Here is a 19,778-nt window from a genome sequence, read left to right on the forward strand (position 1 = left end):
TACAGTCATGAACATCCCCGGGGAGCCTGCCGCGAAATCGCAGGTTGAGAGCGGAATAGACCGCGACCCGTCGAACCTGATCCCGGTAATACGGGCGGAGGGAGGGAGCGGTTTTCGGAAAAACTCCCGGCCTCCGCCCTCGCTCCGACTTTGTAAGGAGCGTTTTTCATGGCCGACATCCCCGCCCGCACCGAAATCGGAGTTACCACCGGGCCCATTCGCGGCAGCCGCAAGGTCCATGTCGCCGCGCGCACCGGCAGCGGCGTTCGCGTTGCCATGCGTGAGATCGACCTCGAGGGCGGAGAGCCTTCCCTGCGCGTCTACGACACCTCCGGCCCCTACACCGACCCCAATGTCGCGATCGACATCAACATGGGCCTCCCGCAGCTGCGCCGTGAATGGATCATGGCGCGCGGCGATGTCGAGGAATACGACGCGAGGCCAGTGAAGCCGGAGGATAACGGCCAGCTCGGCCCCGACCGCAGCGGCGGCGTTCCGCAGTTCCCCAACGTGGTGAAGCGGCCTCTGCGGGCCAAACCGGGCGCGAACGTCAGCCAGATGTACTATGCGCGCAAGGGCATCATCACGCCCGAGATGGAATATGTCGCGGAGCGCGAGAACCTGGGTCGCGAAATGATCGCGAAGGACCGCGATGGGCAGAGCTGGGGCGCGGCGATCCCCGATTTCATCACGCCGGAGTTCGTTCGCGACGAGGTGGCGCGGGGCCGAGCGATCATCCCCAACAACATCAACCACCCCGAAAGCGAACCGATGGCGATCGGGCGCAACTTCCTGGTCAAGATCAACGCCAATATCGGCAACTCCGCCGTCGCATCCGACGTCGCCAACGAAGTCGACAAGATGGTCTGGTCGATCCGCTGGGGTGCCGACACCGTCATGGACCTGAGCACAGGCCGCAACATTCACGACACCCGCGAATGGATCATCCGCAACAGCCCCGTCCCCATCGGCACCGTGCCGATCTACCAGGCGCTCGAAAAGGTCGGCGGCGTGGCCGAGGACCTGACGTGGGAGATCTTCCGCGACACGCTGATCGAACAGGCCGAACAGGGCGTCGACTATTTCACCATCCACGCGGGCGTGCGCCTGCCCTACGTGCCGATGGCAGCCAAGCGGATGACCGGCATCGTCAGCCGCGGCGGATCGATCATGGCCAAGTGGTGCCTCGCGCATCACAAGGAGAGCTTCCTGTACGAGCGCTTCGACGAGATCACCGAGATCATGAAGGCCTATGACATCGCCTATTCGCTGGGCGATGGCCTGCGCCCCGGCTCGATCTACGACGCCAATGACGAAGCGCAATTCGCCGAACTCTACACGCTGGGCGAACTCACGAAGAAGGCGTGGGAGCAGGATGTGCAGGTGATGATCGAAGGGCCGGGCCATGTGCCCATGCACAAGATCAAGGAGAACATGGACAAGCAGCTCGAAGCCTGCGGCGAGGCGCCCTTCTACACGCTCGGGCCGCTCGTCACCGACATTGCGCCGGGCTACGACCATATCACCAGCGGCATCGGCGCGGCGCAGATCGGCTGGTATGGCACGGCGATGCTCTGCTACGTGACGCCGAAGGAGCACCTCGGCCTGCCCGACCGCGACGACGTGAAGGTCGGCGTGGTGACCTACAAGCTGGCCGCCCACGCGGCGGACCTCGCCAAGGGCCACCCGGCGGCGCAGGTGCGCGACGATGCGCTGAGCAAGGCGCGCTTCGAGTTCCGCTGGCGCGACCAGTTCAACCTCTCGCTCGATCCGGACACCGCCGAGCAGTATCACGACCAGACACTGCCCGCAGAAGGCGCCAAGACCGCGCATTTCTGCTCGATGTGCGGGCCGAAATTCTGCTCCATGAAGATCAGCCAGGAAGTGCGCGAGTTCGCCGCGAGGCAGAACTCGGACAGCTATCTGGCGAGCGAGAACCTGAAGGGTGAGAACTCGCCCGACCAGCGCGCCGAGAACGAGAAGGGCATGGAAACAATGAGCGAGGTCTACCGCGCCAAGGGCGAACGACTCTACCTGCCCGAGCAGGAGACCGAATGAAGCCGCGCGCCATCGCAGCAGCGCTCTCGCTTGCCCTCTGGCTCGCCCTCGTGCCCCGTGCGGCCGCCGCACAGGACGAGGGCGGCGCTGAGGTGCGCGCGGGAGAGCTGCGGATCATCCACCTCTGGTCGGTCGATCCCGATGCTTTCCTCGCGCAGTGGAACCAGCCCGACCCGCCGACCCTGCCGACCACGACGCGGACGGCCCGCAACCGGCCGATCCAGCAGTTCATCCTGTACGGCGGGTGCCAGCGCGATTTTGCCGGGCAGTGCCATCTCTCCGCCGTCGTCACCGTCACCGCGCCCGACGGCACGCCCTATGGCGATCCGATCGCGTTCGACGCGCTCCCGCTCTCGCCCACGGTCGCGCAGGGCTTCGGTCTCGCCCCCAATTCGATCGGCCTGGTGATCGAGGATGGCGAGCAGCTGGGCGACTACACCGTGCAGCTCGACGTGACCGACGAGATCGCCGGGGTTACCGCCAGCCAGACGACCGTGCTGGAGATCGTCGAAGCCGACTGAACGGCGGTGACGATAGGAGGCGGGGCGACGAATGACCGAATACCTGATCTTCTTCGCCATCGTGTTCGGCGTGAACCTGCTCCCCGCGTTCGGGCCGCCGACCTGGTCGATCATCGCGCTCTATACGCTCAGCGGAGATCTGGCGCTGCCGATCCTCGTTCCCGTGGGCGCGCTGGCGGCGGCATCGGGGCGCTTGCTGCTCGGCCTCGCCACGCGCTATCTGGGCGCAAGGTTCCTCTCCGCGCGCACGCAGGACAATCTGGCGGCGGCGCGCGAAGCGCTCGAGAAGCGGCGCGGCAGCACGCTGCTGGGGCTCGGCCTGTTCGCGCTCTCCCCGCTGCCATCGGCGCAATTGTTCATGGCCGCGGGCCTCGCCCGGATGCGCCTGCTGCCCTTCACCGCGGCGTTCTTCGCCGGCCGGTTCGTCTCCTACACGATCTACGGCGTCACCGCGCACACCATCCGCGCGACCAGCCTGGGCGAGGTCATCCGCAGCGGCCTCACCAGCCCGTGGGGCATCGCGCTGCAGGTCGCGATGCTGGCGGGGATCGTCGCGCTGACCCGGATCGACTGGCGCAAGCGGCTGGGCGGCGGCGACACGCCCGAAGGCTGAGCGCGCCCAGTGCCGCCGGTCCGCCTGGGAGCGGCTTTCGCAGAGCCGCCGCTTGACCTTCGCACCCGCGCGCGGTTGCATCGGCCACCTGATAGAGAGGGGGCTGTCCGATGAACTCCAATCGCCTGAATTCCGCGCGGTCTAACCCTCCGCGCACCGCCTGTCTCGCGCTGGCCGCGGCGCTGCTGTGCGGGGCCGTGCCGCTCGCCGCGCAGGAGGCTCCGCCGCGCGATTATGGCGAGGTGACCGCCGACAACACGCCGCTCGCCGCCGCCTATATCGCCGCCTACACCTCGCGCGACTGGGACGCGCTGGAGCCGCTGCTCGCAGAGCAGGCCAGCTTCCGCGACCCGACCGCCACGCTGGTGTTCGGCGGGGTGGAATCGCAGGGCCGCGCCGCGATCATGGAGCGGTTTCGCGTCGGTTACGCGGGCATCACGCACATGGAGTTCACGCCTTTCCGCCAGATCGTCTCGGGCGATGTCGCGGTGGCCGAAGGCGCACTCCACTGGGGCCTCGACCTCGGCGAGGGCAAGGCGGTGGACAGCGTGACGCCGATGGTGATCGTGCTGACGCTGCAAGACGGCAAGGTGATCGAGCACCGCGACTACGTCGACTACGCCCCGTTTCTGGAGGGGGTGCGCGAGGTGCGGGCTGGGGGGTAGGCTGGGGGCTGGGCTTCGCGGCGAAGCAGAACGCGGATAACTATCTGGCGAGCGAGAACATCAAGCACGAGACCTAAGAGCCTGTCTTCAAAAGTAGTTGGGAGATATCAGCTGGTTGCGCTTGACGCGCTGGTGCATCGCTGATTCCGGGGTTTCGCCAGAAACGACCGAGGAATAAGCGATGTGGACCGATACCTCCCGGCAGCAGCATAGCCGCCCGGGTCTACGTTATCCAAGCGATTTGCGCGATGCCGAGTGGGCCTTGATCGAGCCTCTGTTGCCGCCCGCGAAACCTGGCGGCAGGCCGCGCTGCGCCGACCTGCGCGAGGTGATGAACGCGATCCTCTATCTGGCAACAAGCGGTTGCCAATGGCGGATGCTGCCCAAGGATTTCCCTCCGCTCTCGACGGTTCAACGCTATTTCTATGCCTGGCGCGACAGCGGCCTATGGCAGACGATCAATCACCTGCTGGTGATGGCTGCGCGCCAGATCGAAGGGCGCGAGGCCAGCCCCAGCGCCGGGGTGATCGATAGCCAGAGCGTCAAGACCACCGAGAGTGGCGGCCCACGGGGCTACGATGCGGGCAAGAAGATCATGGGACGCAAGCGTCACATCATCACCGATACGCTCGGACTGATGTTGTTCGTCACCATCCACGCTGCCAGCATTCAGGATCGCGACGGGGCGGTCGATCTCATCAAGGCAATCCGCTACCGCTTCCCGTGGCTGCGCCACCTCTTCGCCGATGGGGGCTACGCAGGCGACAAGCTCATCGGCGCGCTTCAAGGGCATGGGCAATGGACGCTCGAGATCGTGCGCCGCTGCGACACCGCCAGGGGCTTTGTTCTGCTCCCGCGCCGCTGGGTGGTCGAGCGCACCTTCGCCTGGCTCGGCAGATGTCGACGGCTCGCAAAGGACTGGGAAAGAACTATCGAAAGTTCCACCGCATGGACTACCATCGCCCACATCCGCCGCCTCACCCGCCTCATCGCAAGCCACTGCCAGATCGCATAAACTTCTGAGTCAGGCTCTAAGTGCGGGACGCCAAGTAAGCCGGTGGGAAGACGGGAGCACGATTGCAGAAAGGTCTTACCGCCGTTACCTCTTACGCGAAGAGCACTATACAGAGAGACCGTTTGTAAATGGGCGGCTACCGAAGACCTTCATTGCCGAATGCCGTCGCGCGACAATTGAGGCAGGCAGCTGGCTTTGGATGTGCGCGTTGCGGACATCCTTACATTGAATATCACCATATTATACCGTGGTCGGAGGAGCAGCATTTTCGTCCGTCCGACATGGTTGCGCTATGTGGAAATTGCCACCCAGCTGTCGCTAATTGGGCGCGGGATCGTCAATACGAATTGAAATATGCACCCTACAATATCTCACAAGGTAAGATGCAGGGGGCGCTAGACTACGACAAACGTACCTTAAATTTTAAGGTCGGAGGGACTCGATATGAAGAAACGCCTACAATTTTGCAATTTTATGATACACCAATCATTAAGTGCCGCCTTGATGAAGGGCAGGCGAAAGTCAGCCTAGTAATTTTGGATGAAACATTTCATCAAGTTCTTGTGATCGAGGACAATGTGATACGGTTTCGTGTCGATGACCTTTGGGATTTTGAATACGGCCATCGGCATGCAGTGGCCCGTCGCGGAAAGGGGGATGTGATCCTCCGTATGGACTTTCGCGGGGACGAAGCGATCATTGAAGGCCGAATTTTTCTTGGTTGCGATAGGGTTGATCTGAGCCCTGATCGAATGACCATGCCGCGGGGTATGCAAGTTGCTGGAGGCCACGTGCGACAATGCGCGGTCGGTATCCAAATTGGCGATCCAGAAGTTGCACTGCCTGTTCGTTGCCGATTGTCTTAGGATCAAACGGACGGTGTGCCATCCTCACTCTGAACACGCATGGTGCTCCAATCAAATATCGTTATAACATCCGTATGAACAAGCCGCTCAAGATCACTAAGATCGGCAATTCCGCCGGGATCGTCCTGCCCAAGGAGGTGCTGGCGCGTCTGCGGGTCGGGCCGGGGGATCAGCTCTATCTTTCCGAAGCGCCGGACGGGGTACGGCTGACGGCGGTCGATCCGGATTTCTCTGTTTCTTGGGCCGCGAAGATGGATGCTGCCGAGGCGATCATGCGCGAGGATCGCGATATCCTGCGCGAACTGGCGAAGTGATCCTCCCCTCCTTTTCAAAGGAGGGGATTGAGGGGTGGTATTGCGACCGCAAGGTCGCAAATACTCGCTTCGTCCGCCACCACCCCCAACCCCTCCTCTGAAGAGGAGGGGGCTTCGGTGACCGCCCGCAAAGAACCCCAATGGCTCTCGCTCGACCTCGCGCTCGCCATCCATGATCGCCAGTTGGCCGAACATGGCGGGCCTACGGGCGTGCGCGATCAGGGGATGCTTGAAAGCGCGCTGGCCCGTCCGCTCAACCAGTGGACCTATGGCGAGGATGATCTGTGCGCGCCCGCCGCCGCCTACGCCTATGGCATCGCCCTCAACCATCCCTTTGCCGACGGCAATAAGCGCACGGCGTGGGTGTTTGCGCGCCTGTTCCTAAGGCTGAACGGGCAGGCCCTATCTTTTGCGCCGAGGGATGCGATCGATATCGTGCTGGCGCTGGCCGCAGGCGAACTTTCGGAAGACGAGTTGGCCGACTGTTTCCGCCAGCACCTCGCCTAACTCCGCCCCATCCCCACCAGCACCCGGTCCAACGCCTGAAGGAACCGCGACCGGTCCGCCTTCCCGAACGGCGGCGGGCCGCCACCAACGCTATCCATCCCGGCGCGCAGGTCTTCCATGATGGCGCGGGTGGCGATCGCGCTGCCGATGCTGGCGGCGTCGAAGCTCTTGCCGTTGTGGCGCAGCACTAACGCGCCCGCCTTGAGGCAGCGCTCGGCCAGCAGGATGTCGGCGGTGATGACCACGGTCCCTGGGCTGGCATTCTCCGCGATCCAGTCGTCCGCCGCGTCGAAGCCATCCGAGACCACCACGCGCTTGACCCGCTCGCTCACCGGCACGCGGAAGGGGCTGTTGCTGACCACGCGGACATGCGCCTTGTGGCGCGCGGCCACGCGGTAGATTTCCTCCTTCACCGGGCAGGCGTCGGCATCGACCAGAATGGCGGGGTGCGGGATGGTGGTGGGTTCGCTCACGCGGGGTCTCCTAGCGAAGATCGCGGCGTCGCCAAAACTTTCCTACTCCGCGCAAATCTGCCTTAACCTCTCCGATGAGCGCCTCCGACAAACCCCGCCCGTCCGCCGTTTCCTCGCAAGTCCGCGACGTCCCGCCGGAAGACCGCTGGGACAGGCGCAAGATGGCGGAGTTCCTGCGCGTGCTCGCGGCGACGCAGCAGGTGACGGCGGCGGCGAAGGCGGTCGGCATGTCGCGCCAGTCGGCGTACCGCTTGCGCAACCGGCAGAAAGGCGAGCCGTTCGATATCGCGTGGGAGGCGGCGTTCCAGCATGGCTACGACGCGCTGCATCAGGCCGCGCTCGAACGCGCATTGCACGGGGTGGAGGAGCCGGTGTTTCACGGCGGGGAGCAGGTCGGCACGCGGCGGCGGTATGACGAGCGGCTGACCGTCTTCCTCCTCGCGCGCCGCAACGCGCTCGGCGCGCAGCGGCTGTCGCGCTATGGCGTGGCGGCGGAGTTCTGGTCCGAACGGTGGGAGCAAATGCTCGACCGGATCGAGCATGGGCCGATCGTGTGGCAGGACGAGGACGGCACGCGGCTGCTCGACGATGATACCAAGCGGGCGAAGGATATCGAGGCGCGCCACATGCTCGACGCGAGCGAAGATCGCGCGCGCAACGGCTCGCGATAGAATGGCGGGCGATTTGCGCGATGTGTCACCCTGCGGGCGATGGCCGCGGGTGAAAACCGTTTTTCGACAGTGGTTTATGCCGCGCAAGATGTGCTCGGCGAGGGGGTGACAGGTGGGTGACACGTGTCACCCTGTCGCCGCCGCGCTTTCGCCGCCACGCCGCAGCCCGGGCGGGGCGGGTGTAGGCTACGAAAAAGCCCGCCCGGCGGGTCTGCGCGGGCGGGCCCTGTGGAGGGTGGGGGTGCGCCTACATTCCCGCCGCGGGCATCTGCGCATCGGGCAGGGCGGCGAGGTCCTGCGCGGTCATTTCGGTCTGCACATCCTTGTCGTCGCCATCCATCCGCATGCTCAGCCCGTCGAGCGGGATCATCACGAAGCGATCGGGATCGGTGTTGTCCAGTTCGACGAACAGCCCGTCGACCGCGCCCGATGCATCGCGGTGGACCGCTTCGATATCGCCCAGCTCGGTGCCGTCGGCGGCGACCAGGTCGGCATCGATCAGCTGCAGCTCGGTCATTCCCAGCGCGGCCTCTTCCATGCCCGCCGCAGCGGCGCTCTGTTCGGCCTGCGCCTCCATCCGGTCCTCGGCCACGTCGGCCTGCTTCTCGGCCTCGGACTCGCAGGCGGTGATCGCCAGCGCGGCGAGCGGGAGGGCGGCGAGTTTGAGAATCTGCATCATCTGTCTCCTCTTGTACGGGGCGACCAACGGCGCGAGCGGGGATCGCGTTCCGACGCTCGCAGGGCGGGGTGGCGAGGGGGCGCGCAAGAGATGAGGCAATGGGGATTAGGTAATTGCGCCGATCGGTGCTACATAAGCCTCGCTGACGTCGAAATTTGCGACGGACTTCGGAATTTGCCTCGCCGCTTGCCCCTGCTTACCCGCCCGGGCCCCGGCGTAAACCAGACGACGTTTTCCTTTCATCGGACGATTTGACGCAAAACCCTGCGCGCAATTTCGCGCGAGGGGCCTTCATTGTTCTTGAAAGGAACATCACATGGCCAAGACTGGCACCGTAAAATTCTTTAACAGCGACAAGGGCTTCGGCTTCATCCAGCCGGACGACGGCTCGGCCGACAGCTTCGTGCACATCACCGCCGTCCAGGCGGCCGGGATGCAGGGCCTCGATAAGGACCAGCGTCTCAACTACGAAGTCGAGCAGGGCCGTAATGGCAAGGAAAGCGCCGTGAACCTCTCGGCCGCCGACTGATCATCGCGAGGGCGTCGCTTCACACCGAAGCGGCGCCCTTTCTCTTTCACCCACCCCCCGCCGGAGGACGCCCCATGAGTCAGAGCTACGAATTCTATTGCGCCCGCGCGGACCAGGCCGCCGCCGCCGCGGACAAGGCCGAACTCGCCAATGTGCGCGACCGCGAACTGCGCGCCGAGAAGACCTGGCGCGGCCTTGCCGAACACGCCCGCGCCGTGGCCGAGGAACGCGCCAAGCTGGTGCGTGACAAGCAGGCGGAAGCCGACGCGGCCTGAGCCCGCTTTCCTACTCGCCCAAAATATGGCTTGTTCCGAGGGATGAGCCAGTGCCCACTATCCGTCCTTCTGTGCGCAGCTTTTGCGGTTCGGCATGATCCGCATGCGCCAGCCGGGCCTCCGCGCTTGGGCGGGAAGCGGCAATGGGCCGGGCGGGAACGCGCGCGGCCGGTTTTCCGTTTTCAGAGCATAACCGCGCTTACGCACCGCATAGGAGGTTCGTTATGAACAATCCAATCGCCTGCCTGACGGCCCTGGCCGGGGCAACCGTCCTTGCATCCTGCGCACCCGTTCCCGAACCAGCGAGCGCGCAAGGCGATCCTGCGGAGGAGACGCTTGCCGGGCTCGACACCAGCAATCAGTGCTTCTTCATGCGCAACGCGGATCGCTATTCCGAAGCGCCCGATGCCCCCAACGGGAATGAGCGGATCTTCGTGAAGACCCGCGCCAACGAGCGGTTTGTGCTCGAAACGCTTAGCAACTGCCGGGATATCGACTTTGCCTACGAAGTTGCGCTCGACAACCGCTTCGGGTCGAACCTGTGCACCGGGGATACCGCAAACCTGCTGGTCCCGTCGCCGAGCGGCACCGACAGCTGCATGGTTCGCGTGATCGGCCGGATCGAGGATTAATCGCGTCTGGTGCGGGATTGCGGCCAGATGCCTCATTTTTGCCAGAATCGGAACATCGCGAGCCCAAGCCCGTTGATGGGGAGAACGGAGCGGCCAACCGGTTGCGACGTGTCTACGAAGCTCCCAAGAGGACGATAACCCCATGAACAAGCTAGCCCTAACGCTCGCCTCGGTCGCCGCGCTCTCGCTCGCCGCATGTGCCGAATCCGACACCGTCAACGATGACGCAGCGATGACCGATGACACCGCCGCCGACCAGATGGCGGTCGATGACGCGGCCAGCGGTACCATCGTCGAAGTCGCGCAGGCCGACCCGCAGCTCTCGACCCTCGTCGAAGCGGTAACCACGGCGGGCCTCGGTGAGACTCTGTCGAGCGGTGAATACACCGTGTTCGCACCGACCAACGCCGCCTTCGACAAGGTGCCGCAGGCGACTCGCGACGAACTGATGAGCGAAGCAGGCAAGGAAGACCTGGCCAACATCCTCACCTATCATGTCGTCGAAGGGGCGACCGATGCAGCCGCGCTGACTGCAGCGATCGAGGCCGCGGGTGAAGACGGTTACACGCTGACCACCGTCAATGGTGCAGAGCTTACCGCGATGATGGACGGCGACAATGTCGTGTTGCGAGATGCGGCGGGCAACACCGCAACCGTCACGATGACCGATATCGACGCCTCGAACGGCGTGGTCCATGTGATCGATACCGTGCTGATGCCGCAGTAAGCGCATCCGCACCTCTGAACGACGAAGGGCTCCCGGTTACGGGAGCCCTTTTCGTGTGTGTAGCGGTGGCTTGTGCGATCAGCGCGCAGCCGCGCTGGAGGTTTCCTGCACCACCGGGCGCGAGACATAGGTGATCGCCTGTCCTTGCGAAGGCTGGGCGACACGGGCGGGCCGGTCGAGCTCCAGCGGACGGCGCGGTGCCGGACGAGGCGGTGCCCGACGTGCATAGCTGCGCTGCTGGTCGATCGCGCGGCGCTGCTCGGCCTCCCACCGCAGCGCCTCGGCCTGAGCGGCGTCGAAGTCGAACTCGCCAAGTTCGGCTCCGGCTTCGCTGTAGGCAAAACGCGGAGCGAACCGCTCTTGGCTGTACAGCCCGCGTTCTCGCAGTTCGGCGACCTCGTAGGTCTTGCCGTTCGCCTTCAGCGGGTAGTGATCTGCGGCGCCGAGGGCACGACGCTTGTCGTCGATCGCGATCGGTCCGGGGCCGGGCAGCGGCGTCTCGGCGTGGATCTGGCGCGGGGTCGTATCGATGGCGGCACCGGCTACCGCACCGCCGATCGCGACTACCGCGACTGCTCCAACGATCCCGGGTAAGGCGCGCATCTTGCTGTACTCCCTGACAAATTCTGCGTCGAATTCCTTTGCCATCACAATACGCAAGCGCCTTCCGGGGTTCCCGTAAGGTCTTGCGATCGGCCGCGCTTTCCGTTTCCTGCGGTGCAGGATAGATAATGCGCCAGTAACAAAGCACCCTCTCTCGCCGAAAGGAACCCCCATGCGCCTGCTGGTTGTTGCCATTCCCCTGCTGCTCGCTGCGTGCCAGACCGAGAACGGAGCGCGTGCGCCCGGTACTTCGCCCGAAGGTTTCGACGCCATCGGAAAGAGCGAGACGATCCGCTTCACCGGCACCGAGCCTTTCTGGAGCGGCAAGGTGAGCGGGGAGAGCCTGACCTACAAGACACCCGAGAATACCGAGGGCGTCAGGTTTGCTGTCCGTCGGTTCAGCGGGCAGGGCGGGCTCGGCTTCTCCGGCACGCTCGACGGGGCGGCGTTCGACATGACGGTAACGCCGGGTGCCTGCTCCGACGGGATGAGCGACCGGACCTATCCCTACACGGTGACGCTGAAGATCGGCGACGACACGCGCGAAGGCTGCGCGTGGACCGATGCGCAACCCTTCGAAGGCCCGGAGGCGCCCTAGCCTTGCGGTCGGTTCACGCCTGCGCGATCGAGCTCCGGGCCGAGCCGCCCGGTGATCCACAGGAAGAACATCCGGAAATCGGCGATCAGGCTCCACAGCGGATAGGTGAAGGTCGCCGGGCGGTTCCGTTCGACCCGGAAATGCGCGATCCAGGCAAAGAAATAGCCGGCCACGGGCAGCGCAAGCAGCAGCCACCAGTTGCGGCTCGCCAGGGCGACAACCGCAAGCGCGATGACCAGCCCGGTGCCGACATAGTGCAGCCGGCGCGTTGCCGGGCGGCTGTGTTCGCGCAGGTAGAAGGGCCAGAACTCCGCAAAAGTGGTGTAGGTGCGCTCGCCCATCAATGCCTCCCCGAGATGCTTCCGAACCATCGACGCGCGCAGATGCCCGAAAAGGGATGCGCGTGAAGAAAATGCAGGAACGAGCGCGGAATATGCTCGTTCAAGCGATCAATGTTAATAGCGCGCAGCCTTCGGGCACCAGCTTAACGGACACCTATGGCCGACCGACCCGAAGTACATAGTCAGGCATCGCAACGCGATCCCAATGCCCGGCCGCGGCGCGACATGAAGGATGTCGGGCACGAGGACCGGTTCTCCGACACCTCGGGCGTGCTGTTCGAACAGGCGATGGCGCAGACGCGGATGGCGGTGTGCCTGAGCGATCCGAACCTGCCCGATCAGCCGATCGTGTTCGCGAACCGCGCGTTCCGCCGGCTGACCGGTTACGACGAAGACGAAATTCTCGGTCGCAACTGCCGCTTCCTGCAAGGTCCGAAGACCGATCGCGCCGAGGTTGCTCGGGTGCGCGAGGCGATCGAGAACGAAGACGTGGTGGTGGTCGAACTGCTCAACTACCGCAAGGACGGCACCGAGTTCTGGAACGCGCTGCATCTGGGCCCGATCTACGATGCGCAGGGCAAGCTGCTCTACTTCTTCGGTAGCCAGTGGGACGTGTCGGACGTGCGCGCCGCGCGTGAGGAAGAGCGCCACGCCCGGGCGATGGCGCGCGAATTGTCGCACCGGATCAAGAACATGTTCTCGGTCATATCGGGCATCGTCAACGTGATGGGCCGGGTGCGCGGGGTGGAAGACACTACATCGGAGATAAACAGCCGCATCCATGCGCTGGGCCGGGCTTATGAGACGACCCTGGACGAAGCATCGGTCGGGGTGATCGATCTTGGCCCTGCGGTGAAGGCGATCCTCGAGCCTTACGCGGTCGACGAGCGGGTGAAGTTTCTGGGTAACGGCGCACAGGTACCATTTTCGGCCATGTCGCTGATCGGCCTTGTGCTTCATGAGCTGGCGGCCAATGCCACACGCTACGGCGCCTGGGCCGAGGGGTATGACGGGCAGGTGTCGGTCGACTGGCAGCGGCGCGATGGCAACGCGGTGCTGACCTGGATCGAAACCGGCGGGGCACCAATTTCCGGTGCGCCGGCGCATATTGGCACCGGAGCGACTATTATGAATCGTATGGTAGCTGCGGCGCGAGGCACGATTGAGAGAGAATGGAAGCCGGAGGGGCTGCACGCAGTCCTGACCGTGCCGATCGAAGGGGGCAATACGTGATCGATGGATGCCGCATCCTGTTGCTGGATGACGAACCGCTGATCCTGATGGATCTCGAATTCGCGGCGGAAGACCGTGAATGCCGTCCGCTGACCGCCACCAATGTGCGCGAGGCGCTGGCGCATATAGAGGCGCAAGGAAGTGTCTCGTGCGCGGTGCTCGACGTGACGCTGCGCGATGGAGAAACCTGCATGCCGGTCGCACGCGAGCTGGAGCGGCGCGAGATCCCCTACATCCTGCACTCGGGCGACCTCAACCGGCAGGAAGGCACGCTTGCCGCGCTCAACGCGCGTTTGATTGCCAAGCCGGCGTGCTCCAGCAAGGTCGTCGATGCGGCGCTCGCACTCGCAGAGCCTGCCGCAACCCGCCAGGCATCCTGAACACTGCCCGGGCTAGAACAGCCCGGGGATGCGGTATTGGGCCGCGCTCGGCTCGGTCGGCCTGATCGCCTGATATTCGACCTGCTTGATCTGTCCGCGCTGGCTCTGGCCTGCCGTCCCTGCCTGACCGATGGCATTGCACGCTGCTCCGCGCAGGAAGCCTAGCGCCGCACCGGTGGAAGCTTCGTCGACCGAGCCCAACGGATCGAAGATGTCGTCCGTCGCTGCGCAGGTCTGCGGATAGACGCTCGCGAGGCCATTGTAATAATCGCCACCGCCGGCGGCATTGACCGTGCGGAACGCGACCACGCGCAGGCGGTCGTCACACTCGGCCTTGTCGCGCGCGATCTGGCCGACCGGCTTGCCATAGGTGTTGCTGCCGACCAGCGCGGTGTTGTTGCCCAGATATGGGATGAAGGCATTGCCGACCAGTTCGCTCGCCGAAGCGGTAGAGCCGGTGCCGATCAGCGCGATCTTGGTCGCAGCGATGGCCTGAGGCCGGGTTTCGAACAGTCTGGTCGCGTTGTTGCTGGAGAGCGAATCGCGGAAGATCGTGCGACTGAATTGCTGGCCTACCTTGTCCGCGCCGAGCAGATCGCCGAGCGTTTCCGCCACCGAGACGAGCCCGCCGCCATTGTAGCGGAAATCGAGGATCACCTCGCTGATCCCCTGCTGGCGGAAACCGTCGATCGCCGCGCGCAACTGCGTACCTGCATCTTCGACGATGAAGGTGCGCAGGTTGATATAGCCGACCGGGGTGCCGCCATTGTCGATCACCTTCACACCGTATCGGTCGGAGATCGGATCGAGCTCGTACTCGCTCTTGATCACGCTGACAGTCGCCTCGGTCTGGTCTGGCTGGCGGATCGTGAAGGTGCGGGTAACGCCAGGGTTGCTGGACCCCAGCGCATCGCTGAATGCCTGCGGCCCGCCAGAGGCAAGCAGGCTGGCGGTGGAGGTACCGTTGACCGCCAAAATCTCGGTCCCACGATCGAAACCTTGCGCGAAGGCTGGCGCATTTTCGAACGCCTCCAACACGAACACCCTTCCCGCCGAGGTGTCGTAGGCCAGACGGATCCCGAAGCCTGCCGAGGCCCCCGAATTGATCAGCCGGGTCTCTTCCTCGATCGACGTGATGTAGGTGAATGAGCGGTCGCGGCCCAGCGCGCGGGCAGGGGCAACCAGCGCGTCGATATAGGATTGCACGGTCGGATAGGCCGCCGGGTTTACGCCGGTATCGAGCAGGTCGGGGAACAGGTAATAGGTGCGCAGCTGGTCGAGCACCCATGCCTTGCGGTTCTCGAGCGAGCAGGCCGAGGTCGCCGGGCTCGGTGTAGGCGTGCCTCCCGTTGCGGGCGACGAATTGCCGCCGCCACCTCCGCAGGCAACAAGCGTCCCGGCGAGTGCCAGTGCAAGCGAGGTGCGACCGATCGACATTGCTTATTTTCCTCTCAACTTCCCGTATCCACGGGATATTCCCCAGCGCCCTTGCTTGTCTATCTCGAAAAGCCCCGTGCGCGCGGTGCTCTTCACTAGCGAGCGAGCGCCGGGCCCTTACATCGATCGCCGCAAACGCCTACCCGGGGGGGAACAAAGGAGATTCACCGACCCATGACCGACTGGCTTTCCGCAGTTCTGCCCTCGTCTTGCCCTGCCAATGCCAAGCTTGCGATCGCGCGATTCGCAAAGCGCGAGACGATCGGGCGCAACGGCTTTTCCCTCACCAGCCCCGCCTTCGGGCAGGGCGAGGAGCTCGACCCGTGCTTCACCGCGGATGAAGAAGACGCGGTTGCGCCGCCGATGGAATGGACCGCACCGCCCAAGGGCGCGGAGGAATTGGTTCTTGTGGTCGAGGATGCGAGCCAGGCCGATCCGACCTGCCACTGGCTGGTCTGGGGCCTGCCCGCGCAGAACGGCAAGCTGCTGGAGGGCGAGACCCCGCCGCGCACGGGTAAGAACGACCAGGGCAATTCCGAATGGCTGCTGCCCAAGGTCGATCCCGATGGCGCGCCGCACTGCTTCGTGTTCCAGCTGTTCGCGCTCGACCTGCCGATCGCGCTGATGCCCGGCGCGGGCAAGGCGGAGCTGTTCGCCGCGATGGAAGGCCATGTGATGGCTGCCTGCGTGCTCTCAGCGAGCTACAGCGGTTCGGATGAAGAGGATCTGGGCGACTTCGAAGACGACGCCTAGACCCGCTTCGCGAAGGGCCAGTCGATCACCCGGCTGGCCCACAGCGCGGCCCAGATGATGACCGGCTGCGCGAACATGCGCGGGATGTGATAGCCGAGGCCGAGGCCGCCATCGGCGCTGGCGAGGTCTGTGATCATGTGCTGGACGTTCGCCGGCCATACGCACAGCGCGTAAAGCGCCAGCCCGATGCCTCCGGCCGCTCTCAGCGCAGGCGAGACGGGCTGCGCAAGCGCGATGGCGCCGAGGATTTCGGCAACTCCGGTGGCGAACACCACCGCCTCGGGCAGCGGCACGAAGCCGGGCATGATCGACAGGAACGGGCCGGGCACTGTGACGTGCAGGATGCCCGCGGCGAGGTAGGCGAGCGTGAGGAACCAGCGGATTGCGGTGCGGGCCATCGCCTCAGGCCCGCTTCGGCGCCCAGCCGGGCGGTGCGAGTTCGAACCCGTCGAAGGAGAAGCCCGGCGCGACGACGCATGAGACGAACGCGTAGCCGTGCGATCCGGGCAGGGGCAGCGCCGCCTGCCACTGGCCTTGCGGCACCACGCCCTGCCATTGCGGCGCGTTCGCGTCACCCAGCACGATCGTCTCGACCGCTGCATCCTCGGTTTCCGCGACCCTGAGCGCCAGCGGGTCGCCCGCGTGCCACAGCCATAGCTCGTCCGCATCGACGCGGTGCCAGTGCGATGCCTGTCCGGCCTCCAGCAGGAAGTGGATCATGGTCGCGCTCGACCGGCCATCCTTCTCACCTGCGCGGAAGGTCTCGCGGTACCAGCCGCCTTCGGGATGGGGGGCGAGGCCGTGGCGCTCGATCATGTCGCGGGCACTGGTCATGGGGCGTCCATCTTCCTTTTTGCTGCTGCGTCGGTATGCCTAGGCCGACAGATGCAGGGGAGTCACCACATGCTGCGCCGTTTCGCCACCGCTTCCGCTCTCGCAGCGCTTTTGTGCGCACCCGCGCTGGCGCAGACGCCCGAAGAGATCGCGCAGGCCGCCCTTGAAGCCGCGCCGGTGTGGGATGGGCACAACGACGTGCCGATCCAGCTGCGCAGCCGCTTCGGCAACGAGCTCGGCGAGTTCGACTTCACCAATACCCGCGCGACGAAGACCGAGACGCGCAACGCGATGCATACCGATCTCGCGCGGTTGCGGGCCGGGCATGTCGGCGCGCAGTGGTGGTCGGTCTACGTTCCCGCCTCGCTCGACGAACCCGAAGCGGTGCAGATGACGCTGGAGCAGATCGACGTCGCCAAGCGGCTGATCGCACTTTACCCGGACGACATGACGCTGGCGCTGAGTGCCGATGATGTCGAGGCGGCGCGGGCGCAAGGCAGGATCGCCGGTCTTATCGGGATGGAGGGCGGCCATTCGATCGGGTCGAGCCTCGCCGTACTGCGCCAGATGTACGATCTGGGCGCGCGCTACATGACGCTGACGCACAGCCGCAACACGCCGTGGGCGGACAGCGCGACCGATGATCCCGAGCATGGCGGGCTGACCGATTTCGGCAAGGATCTGGTGCGCGAGATGAACCGGATCGGGATGGTGGTCGACCTCAGCCACGTGTCCGAGAAGACGATGATGGACGCGCTGGATGTGAGCCGCGCGCCGGTGATCTTCAGCCATTCCTCCGCCCGCGCGATCAACGGCCACGCGCGCAACGTGCCCGATGCGGTGCTGCGGCGTCTGCGCGAGAACGGCGGGATCATCATGGTCACCGCGGTGCCCGGCTTCATCAGCGAGGACGCGCGGGTGTGGAACGCGCAGCGCGATGCCGAGGAGGCGCGGCTCAAGGCGCTCTGGCAGGGGCAGCCCGATGCGGTTGCGGCAGGCATGTCTGCGTGGGACATGGCCAACCCCTATCCGCCCGCCAATATTGCCGACATGGCCGACCATATCGATCACGTGCGCAAGATTGCCGGGATCGACGCGATCGGGATCGGCGGCGACTACGATGGCATTCCTTTCGGGCCTGAGGGGCTGGAGGATGTCTCGACATACCCCGCTCTGTTCACCGAACTGGCGGGGCGTGGATACTCGCAGGAGGATCTGGAGAAGATCAGCCTCCGCAACATGATGCGGGTGATGCGCGGGGTCGAGGCGACCAGCGCCGCGATGGCCGATGTGCCGCCCTACGAGTACCCCACGGGCGGCGGGGAGTAAGGAGGGCCGGCCCGTTCAGTCTCCGTCGACTTCCTCGGGCAGGTCTTCGCGATCGGTGGAGGCCATTTCCTCCAGCTCGTCCTCGGTCATGCTTTCGTACATGCCGACAGACGCGCCCTGAAGGTCGGACTTGTCCGTCTCGCCGCGCTTGGCGGAGAGGGCGGCGCCTGCCGCCTGTTGCTGCTTCTTCGATTTGGCCTTGGGCATGGCGTGATCCTCAGCTGTCTTGTGCTTCGATTTCGGAGCCCAGCTTGAGCACTTCGTCGCCATCATCCTGTTTGATGAGGTAGGCGGGGTCGTCTTGGGAGCCATTCCTGGTGATCTCGCTGCCCTGCAGGGTGCGGGTCACCTCGCGTTCGAAACGCTCCTTGATCTGGCCCTTGGCAGTGCCGTTGCCCCAATCCCACTGCACATACTGATCGCTCTGGAAGCTGTTCGTATTGCTCATGAAATCGGGGCTCCTGGCCGGTTATTCCTGTTCGGTAGCAACAACTTCGTCGTTGGCCGCCGGTTCCTCGGCAACGCCTTCGTCGCCCGGAGCTTCTTCGATGATGCCGTCCGTGTCGCTGCCGATGGGCGCACCGCGTGCTTCCATCGTACCCGTCATCGTGGCCTCTTCCTCAGCATCGCCCTGCATCAGTGCGGGGACGATCCAGATGACCGACAGCAGCACGATCGCGAGAAGCAGGCCGATGCCCAGAACCCAGCGCACGACGCCTTCCTTGCTGCCGCCGCTGACGTCTTCTTCGTCGATACGAACTTTGCTATCGCGGTTATCAGTCATCTCAAATTACCTTTCCGTCCACCGAAAATAACCAACGGCTCGTCTGCCGCGCGGTTCCTTGACTGCCGATCAGTCGCGCAGCAATTCGTTGATGCCGGTCTTCTCGCGAGTCTGTGCGTCGACCGTCTTGACGATCACCGCACATGCCAGCGACGGCCCGCCATCCTTGCCCGGAAGGCTGCCCGGCACCACCACCGAATAAGGCGGGATGTGTCCGCGCAGCACTTCGCCCGTGTCGCGCACCACGATCTTCGTCGACTGGGTGATGAACACGCCCATCGCGACCACGCAGCCTTCGCCCACGATCACGCCCTCGACGATTTCGGAGCGCGCGCCGATGAAGCAGTTGTCGCCGATGATCGTCGGGTTGGCCTGCAGCGGTTCGAGCACGCCGCCGATCCCTGTGCCGGCGGAGATGTGGCAGTTCGCGCCGACCTGCGCGCAGCTGCCGACGCTGGCCCAGGTGTCCAGCATGGTGTTTTCACCCACATAGGCACCGATATTGGTGAAGCTGGGCATCAGCACGCAGTTCTTGCCGATGAAGCTGCCGCGCCGCGCGATCGCACCGGGCACGACGCGGAAACCCGCTTCGCGGAAGCGCGCTTCGCCCCAGCCGGCGAACTTGCTGGGCACCTTGTCGAACGCGGGCGAGCCGACCGCGCCGTCCATCACCCGGTTGTCCGACAGGCGGAACGAGAGCAGCACGGCCTTCTTCAGCCACTGGTTGACCTGCCAGCCGCCATTGCCGTCAGGCTCCGCAACCCGCGCGCTGCCTTCGTCGAGGCTGGTAATCGCACTTTCGACCGCTTCGCGCAGGTCTATATCGCCGGTATCGAGAGAATCGCGGTTCTCCCATGCCTGTTCGATCACCTGCCGGTGTTCGTCGCTCATCCTCAAATCACTCCTGCACCGGGGATCGGCCCCGTCTTCGCCATGCCTGC

At 64.8% G+C, this 19,778-nt stretch carries 29 protein-coding genes and 1 riboswitch; of the genes, 18 read left to right on the forward strand and 11 right to left on the reverse strand.

Translation table 11 applies throughout. The annotated features are described in order from the left end of the window. Nucleotides 1-8: 8 nt before the first annotated feature. Nucleotides 9-120: riboswitch (TPP riboswitch) on the forward strand. Nucleotides 121-168: 48 nt separating this feature from the next. From thiC to VO57_004840, 8 genes are all read left to right on the forward strand, one after another. Continuing rightward, nucleotides 169-2,058 carry a phosphomethylpyrimidine synthase ThiC gene (thiC, locus tag VO57_004805; GenBank protein ID XBL70666.1) on the forward strand — a complete coding sequence of 630 codons (1,890 nt, stop codon included), beginning with the start codon at nucleotides 169-171 and terminating at the stop codon, nucleotides 2,056-2,058. Next, complete coding sequence (locus tag VO57_004810; GenBank protein ID XBL70667.1) at nucleotides 2,055-2,579, forward strand: hypothetical protein; 525 nt, start codon at nucleotides 2,055-2,057, stop codon at nucleotides 2,577-2,579. Before thiC ends, VO57_004810 begins: the two co-directional genes overlap by 4 nt. A gap of 31 nt (nucleotides 2,580-2,610) precedes the next feature. Next, complete coding sequence (locus tag VO57_004815; protein XBL70668.1) at nucleotides 2,611-3,192, forward strand: hypothetical protein; 582 nt, start codon at nucleotides 2,611-2,613, stop codon at nucleotides 3,190-3,192. A gap of 110 nt (nucleotides 3,193-3,302) precedes the next feature. Then, nucleotides 3,303-3,857, forward strand: coding sequence for a nuclear transport factor 2 family protein (locus VO57_004820; GenBank protein XBL70669.1), 555 nt, complete (start codon nucleotides 3,303-3,305; stop codon nucleotides 3,855-3,857). A 181-nt stretch (nucleotides 3,858-4,038) separates the two neighbouring features. Continuing rightward, on the forward strand, nucleotides 4,039-4,872 hold the full coding sequence (locus VO57_004825; protein XBL70670.1) for an IS5 family transposase: 834 nt from the start codon (nucleotides 4,039-4,041) through the stop codon (nucleotides 4,870-4,872). Between the two features lie 128 nt (nucleotides 4,873-5,000). Next, complete coding sequence (locus VO57_004830) at nucleotides 5,001-5,738, forward strand: HNH endonuclease signature motif containing protein (GenBank protein ID XBL70671.1); 738 nt, start codon at nucleotides 5,001-5,003, stop codon at nucleotides 5,736-5,738. 74 nt (nucleotides 5,739-5,812) lie between these two features. Then, on the forward strand, nucleotides 5,813-6,052 hold the full coding sequence (locus VO57_004835) for an AbrB/MazE/SpoVT family DNA-binding domain-containing protein (GenBank protein ID XBL70672.1): 240 nt from the start codon (nucleotides 5,813-5,815) through the stop codon (nucleotides 6,050-6,052). A 117-nt stretch (nucleotides 6,053-6,169) separates the two neighbouring features. Further along, nucleotides 6,170-6,559, forward strand: coding sequence for a type II toxin-antitoxin system death-on-curing family toxin (locus tag VO57_004840; protein ID XBL70673.1), 390 nt, complete (start codon nucleotides 6,170-6,172; stop codon nucleotides 6,557-6,559). On the opposite strand, the gene VO57_004845 is transcribed toward VO57_004840, so the two are convergent. After that, on the reverse strand, nucleotides 6,556-7,032 hold the full coding sequence (locus tag VO57_004845) for a YaiI/YqxD family protein (protein ID XBL70674.1): 477 nt from the start codon (nucleotides 7,030-7,032) through the stop codon (nucleotides 6,556-6,558). The genes VO57_004840 and VO57_004845 overlap by 4 nt on opposite strands. Before the next feature lie 74 nt (nucleotides 7,033-7,106). On the opposite strand from VO57_004845, the gene VO57_004850 reads away from it, so the two are divergent. After that, nucleotides 7,107-7,703, forward strand: a complete 597-nt coding sequence (locus VO57_004850) for a hypothetical protein (GenBank protein ID XBL70675.1) — start codon at nucleotides 7,107-7,109, stop codon at nucleotides 7,701-7,703. A 247-nt stretch (nucleotides 7,704-7,950) separates the two neighbouring features. Here the strand turns inward: VO57_004850 and VO57_004855 are convergent, their stop codons facing one another. After that, nucleotides 7,951-8,382: a PRC-barrel domain containing protein gene (locus VO57_004855; GenBank protein ID XBL70676.1), complete on the reverse strand. Its 432-nt coding sequence runs from the start codon at nucleotides 8,380-8,382 to the stop codon at nucleotides 7,951-7,953. Nucleotides 8,383-8,698: 316 nt separating this feature from the next. On the opposite strand from VO57_004855, the gene VO57_004860 reads away from it, so the two are divergent. The 4 genes from VO57_004860 to VO57_004875 all read left to right on the forward strand — a co-directional run bounded on the left by VO57_004860 (nucleotide 8,699) and on the right by VO57_004875 (nucleotide 10,545). Beyond that, a complete protein-coding gene (locus VO57_004860) occupies nucleotides 8,699-8,911 on the forward strand; it encodes a cold-shock protein (GenBank protein XBL70677.1) in 213 nt (70 codons plus the stop codon). A gap of 74 nt (nucleotides 8,912-8,985) precedes the next feature. Next, nucleotides 8,986-9,186: a hypothetical protein gene (locus VO57_004865; GenBank protein ID XBL70678.1), complete on the forward strand. Its 201-nt coding sequence runs from the start codon at nucleotides 8,986-8,988 to the stop codon at nucleotides 9,184-9,186. 224 nt (nucleotides 9,187-9,410) lie between these two features. Further along, nucleotides 9,411-9,818, forward strand: coding sequence for a DUF6491 family protein (locus tag VO57_004870; protein ID XBL70679.1), 408 nt, complete (start codon nucleotides 9,411-9,413; stop codon nucleotides 9,816-9,818). Between the two features lie 142 nt (nucleotides 9,819-9,960). Then, nucleotides 9,961-10,545, forward strand: coding sequence for a fasciclin domain-containing protein (locus VO57_004875; GenBank protein XBL70680.1), 585 nt, complete (start codon nucleotides 9,961-9,963; stop codon nucleotides 10,543-10,545). 78 nt (nucleotides 10,546-10,623) lie between these two features. Here the strand turns inward: VO57_004875 and VO57_004880 are convergent, their stop codons facing one another. Then, nucleotides 10,624-11,148 carry a hypothetical protein gene (locus tag VO57_004880; GenBank protein XBL70681.1) on the reverse strand — a complete coding sequence of 175 codons (525 nt, stop codon included), beginning with the start codon at nucleotides 11,146-11,148 and terminating at the stop codon, nucleotides 10,624-10,626. A gap of 172 nt (nucleotides 11,149-11,320) precedes the next feature. Here VO57_004880 and VO57_004885 point away from each other — a divergent pair, with 172 nt between their 5' ends. Then, on the forward strand, nucleotides 11,321-11,746 hold the full coding sequence (locus tag VO57_004885; GenBank protein ID XBL70682.1) for a hypothetical protein: 426 nt from the start codon (nucleotides 11,321-11,323) through the stop codon (nucleotides 11,744-11,746). Here the strand turns inward: VO57_004885 and VO57_004890 are convergent. Further along, nucleotides 11,743-12,087, reverse strand: a complete 345-nt coding sequence (locus VO57_004890) for a DUF962 domain-containing protein (GenBank protein XBL70683.1) — start codon at nucleotides 12,085-12,087, stop codon at nucleotides 11,743-11,745. The genes VO57_004885 and VO57_004890 overlap by 4 nt on opposite strands. Nucleotides 12,088-12,243: 156 nt before the next feature. Between VO57_004890 and VO57_004895 the strand changes: the two genes are divergently transcribed. Beyond that, a complete protein-coding gene (locus VO57_004895; GenBank protein XBL70684.1) occupies nucleotides 12,244-13,320 on the forward strand; it encodes a PAS domain-containing protein in 1,077 nt (358 codons plus the stop codon). Beyond that, complete coding sequence (locus VO57_004900) at nucleotides 13,317-13,700, forward strand: response regulator (GenBank protein ID XBL70685.1); 384 nt, start codon at nucleotides 13,317-13,319, stop codon at nucleotides 13,698-13,700. The genes VO57_004895 and VO57_004900 overlap by 4 nt, the downstream gene beginning before the upstream one ends. Before the next feature lie 12 nt (nucleotides 13,701-13,712). On the opposite strand, the gene VO57_004905 is transcribed toward VO57_004900, so the two are convergent. Beyond that, nucleotides 13,713-15,137 carry a S41 family peptidase gene (locus VO57_004905; protein XBL70686.1) on the reverse strand — a complete coding sequence of 475 codons (1,425 nt, stop codon included), beginning with the start codon at nucleotides 15,135-15,137 and terminating at the stop codon, nucleotides 13,713-13,715. Nucleotides 15,138-15,311: 174 nt separating this feature from the next. On the opposite strand from VO57_004905, the gene VO57_004910 reads away from it, so the two are divergent. After that, complete coding sequence (locus tag VO57_004910) at nucleotides 15,312-15,890, forward strand: YbhB/YbcL family Raf kinase inhibitor-like protein (protein ID XBL70687.1); 579 nt, start codon at nucleotides 15,312-15,314, stop codon at nucleotides 15,888-15,890. Here VO57_004910 and VO57_004915 read toward each other — a convergent pair. Continuing rightward, nucleotides 15,887-16,288, reverse strand: a complete 402-nt coding sequence (locus tag VO57_004915; protein XBL70688.1) for a hypothetical protein — start codon at nucleotides 16,286-16,288, stop codon at nucleotides 15,887-15,889. The genes VO57_004910 and VO57_004915 overlap by 4 nt on opposite strands. 4 nt (nucleotides 16,289-16,292) lie before the next feature. Continuing rightward, on the reverse strand, nucleotides 16,293-16,724 hold the full coding sequence (locus tag VO57_004920) for a cupin domain-containing protein (protein ID XBL70689.1): 432 nt from the start codon (nucleotides 16,722-16,724) through the stop codon (nucleotides 16,293-16,295). Nucleotides 16,725-16,793: 69 nt separating this feature from the next. Here VO57_004920 and VO57_004925 point away from each other — a divergent pair, with 69 nt between their 5' ends. Further along, nucleotides 16,794-18,053: a dipeptidase gene (locus VO57_004925; protein ID XBL70690.1), complete on the forward strand. Its 1,260-nt coding sequence runs from the start codon at nucleotides 16,794-16,796 to the stop codon at nucleotides 18,051-18,053. Nucleotides 18,054-18,068: 15 nt separating this feature from the next. Here the strand turns inward: VO57_004925 and VO57_004930 are convergent, their stop codons facing one another. From VO57_004930 to dapD, 4 genes are all read right to left on the reverse strand, one after another. Further along, complete coding sequence (locus VO57_004930) at nucleotides 18,069-18,260, reverse strand: DUF3008 family protein (GenBank protein ID XBL70691.1); 192 nt, start codon at nucleotides 18,258-18,260, stop codon at nucleotides 18,069-18,071. Nucleotides 18,261-18,270: 10 nt separating this feature from the next. Next, complete coding sequence (locus VO57_004935; GenBank protein XBL70692.1) at nucleotides 18,271-18,501, reverse strand: DUF2945 domain-containing protein; 231 nt, start codon at nucleotides 18,499-18,501, stop codon at nucleotides 18,271-18,273. A gap of 21 nt (nucleotides 18,502-18,522) precedes the next feature. Further along, nucleotides 18,523-18,837 (reverse strand): hypothetical protein, encoded by a 315-nt coding sequence (locus VO57_004940; protein XBL70693.1) that lies wholly within the window; start codon nucleotides 18,835-18,837, stop codon nucleotides 18,523-18,525. 69 nt (nucleotides 18,838-18,906) lie between these two features. Then, a complete protein-coding gene (gene dapD, locus VO57_004945; protein XBL70694.1) occupies nucleotides 18,907-19,728 on the reverse strand; it encodes a 2,3,4,5-tetrahydropyridine-2,6-dicarboxylate N-succinyltransferase in 822 nt (273 codons plus the stop codon). Nucleotides 19,729-19,778 lie beyond the last annotated feature (50 nt).

Source organism: Citromicrobium bathyomarinum (assembly GCA_001306305.2).
Lineage (GTDB): Bacteria > Pseudomonadota > Alphaproteobacteria > Sphingomonadales > Sphingomonadaceae > Alteriqipengyuania > Alteriqipengyuania bathyomarina.

What these genes read in the sequence shown, in the direction of transcription:
- thiC (XBL70666.1), top strand. Translation starts at nt 169, where the DNA reads ATGGCCGACATCCCCGCCCGCACCGAAATCGGAGTTACCACCGGGCCC.
- VO57_004810 (XBL70667.1), top strand. Translation starts at nt 2,055, where the DNA reads ATGAAGCCGCGCGCCATCGCAGCAGCGCTCTCGCTTGCCCTCTGGCTC.
- VO57_004815 (XBL70668.1), top strand. Translation starts at nt 2,611, where the DNA reads ATGACCGAATACCTGATCTTCTTCGCCATCGTGTTCGGCGTGAACCTG.
- VO57_004820 (XBL70669.1), top strand. Translation starts at nt 3,303, where the DNA reads ATGAACTCCAATCGCCTGAATTCCGCGCGGTCTAACCCTCCGCGCACC.
- VO57_004825 (XBL70670.1), top strand. Translation starts at nt 4,039, where the DNA reads ATGTGGACCGATACCTCCCGGCAGCAGCATAGCCGCCCGGGTCTACGT.
- VO57_004830 (XBL70671.1), top strand. Translation starts at nt 5,001, where the DNA reads ATGGGCGGCTACCGAAGACCTTCATTGCCGAATGCCGTCGCGCGACAA.
- VO57_004835 (XBL70672.1), top strand. Translation starts at nt 5,813, where the DNA reads ATGAACAAGCCGCTCAAGATCACTAAGATCGGCAATTCCGCCGGGATC.
- VO57_004850 (XBL70675.1), top strand. Translation starts at nt 7,107, where the DNA reads ATGAGCGCCTCCGACAAACCCCGCCCGTCCGCCGTTTCCTCGCAAGTC.
- VO57_004855 (XBL70676.1), bottom strand. Translation starts at nt 8,382, where the DNA reads ATGATGCAGATTCTCAAACTCGCCGCCCTCCCGCTCGCCGCGCTGGCG.
- VO57_004860 (XBL70677.1), top strand. Translation starts at nt 8,699, where the DNA reads ATGGCCAAGACTGGCACCGTAAAATTCTTTAACAGCGACAAGGGCTTC.
- VO57_004865 (XBL70678.1), top strand. Translation starts at nt 8,986, where the DNA reads ATGAGTCAGAGCTACGAATTCTATTGCGCCCGCGCGGACCAGGCCGCC.
- VO57_004870 (XBL70679.1), top strand. Translation starts at nt 9,411, where the DNA reads ATGAACAATCCAATCGCCTGCCTGACGGCCCTGGCCGGGGCAACCGTC.
- VO57_004875 (XBL70680.1), top strand. Translation starts at nt 9,961, where the DNA reads ATGAACAAGCTAGCCCTAACGCTCGCCTCGGTCGCCGCGCTCTCGCTC.
- VO57_004880 (XBL70681.1), bottom strand. Translation starts at nt 11,148, where the DNA reads ATGCGCGCCTTACCCGGGATCGTTGGAGCAGTCGCGGTAGTCGCGATC.
- VO57_004885 (XBL70682.1), top strand. Translation starts at nt 11,321, where the DNA reads ATGCGCCTGCTGGTTGTTGCCATTCCCCTGCTGCTCGCTGCGTGCCAG.
- VO57_004890 (XBL70683.1), bottom strand. Translation starts at nt 12,087, where the DNA reads ATGGGCGAGCGCACCTACACCACTTTTGCGGAGTTCTGGCCCTTCTAC.
- VO57_004895 (XBL70684.1), top strand. Translation starts at nt 12,244, where the DNA reads ATGGCCGACCGACCCGAAGTACATAGTCAGGCATCGCAACGCGATCCC.
- VO57_004905 (XBL70686.1), bottom strand. Translation starts at nt 15,137, where the DNA reads ATGTCGATCGGTCGCACCTCGCTTGCACTGGCACTCGCCGGGACGCTT.
- VO57_004910 (XBL70687.1), top strand. Translation starts at nt 15,312, where the DNA reads ATGACCGACTGGCTTTCCGCAGTTCTGCCCTCGTCTTGCCCTGCCAAT.
- VO57_004915 (XBL70688.1), bottom strand. Translation starts at nt 16,288, where the DNA reads ATGGCCCGCACCGCAATCCGCTGGTTCCTCACGCTCGCCTACCTCGCC.
- VO57_004920 (XBL70689.1), bottom strand. Translation starts at nt 16,724, where the DNA reads ATGACCAGTGCCCGCGACATGATCGAGCGCCACGGCCTCGCCCCCCAT.
- VO57_004925 (XBL70690.1), top strand. Translation starts at nt 16,794, where the DNA reads ATGCTGCGCCGTTTCGCCACCGCTTCCGCTCTCGCAGCGCTTTTGTGC.
- VO57_004930 (XBL70691.1), bottom strand. Translation starts at nt 18,260, where the DNA reads ATGCCCAAGGCCAAATCGAAGAAGCAGCAACAGGCGGCAGGCGCCGCC.
- VO57_004935 (XBL70692.1), bottom strand. Translation starts at nt 18,501, where the DNA reads ATGAGCAATACGAACAGCTTCCAGAGCGATCAGTATGTGCAGTGGGAT.
- VO57_004940 (XBL70693.1), bottom strand. Translation starts at nt 18,837, where the DNA reads ATGACTGATAACCGCGATAGCAAAGTTCGTATCGACGAAGAAGACGTC.
- dapD (XBL70694.1), bottom strand. Translation starts at nt 19,728, where the DNA reads ATGAGCGACGAACACCGGCAGGTGATCGAACAGGCATGGGAGAACCGC.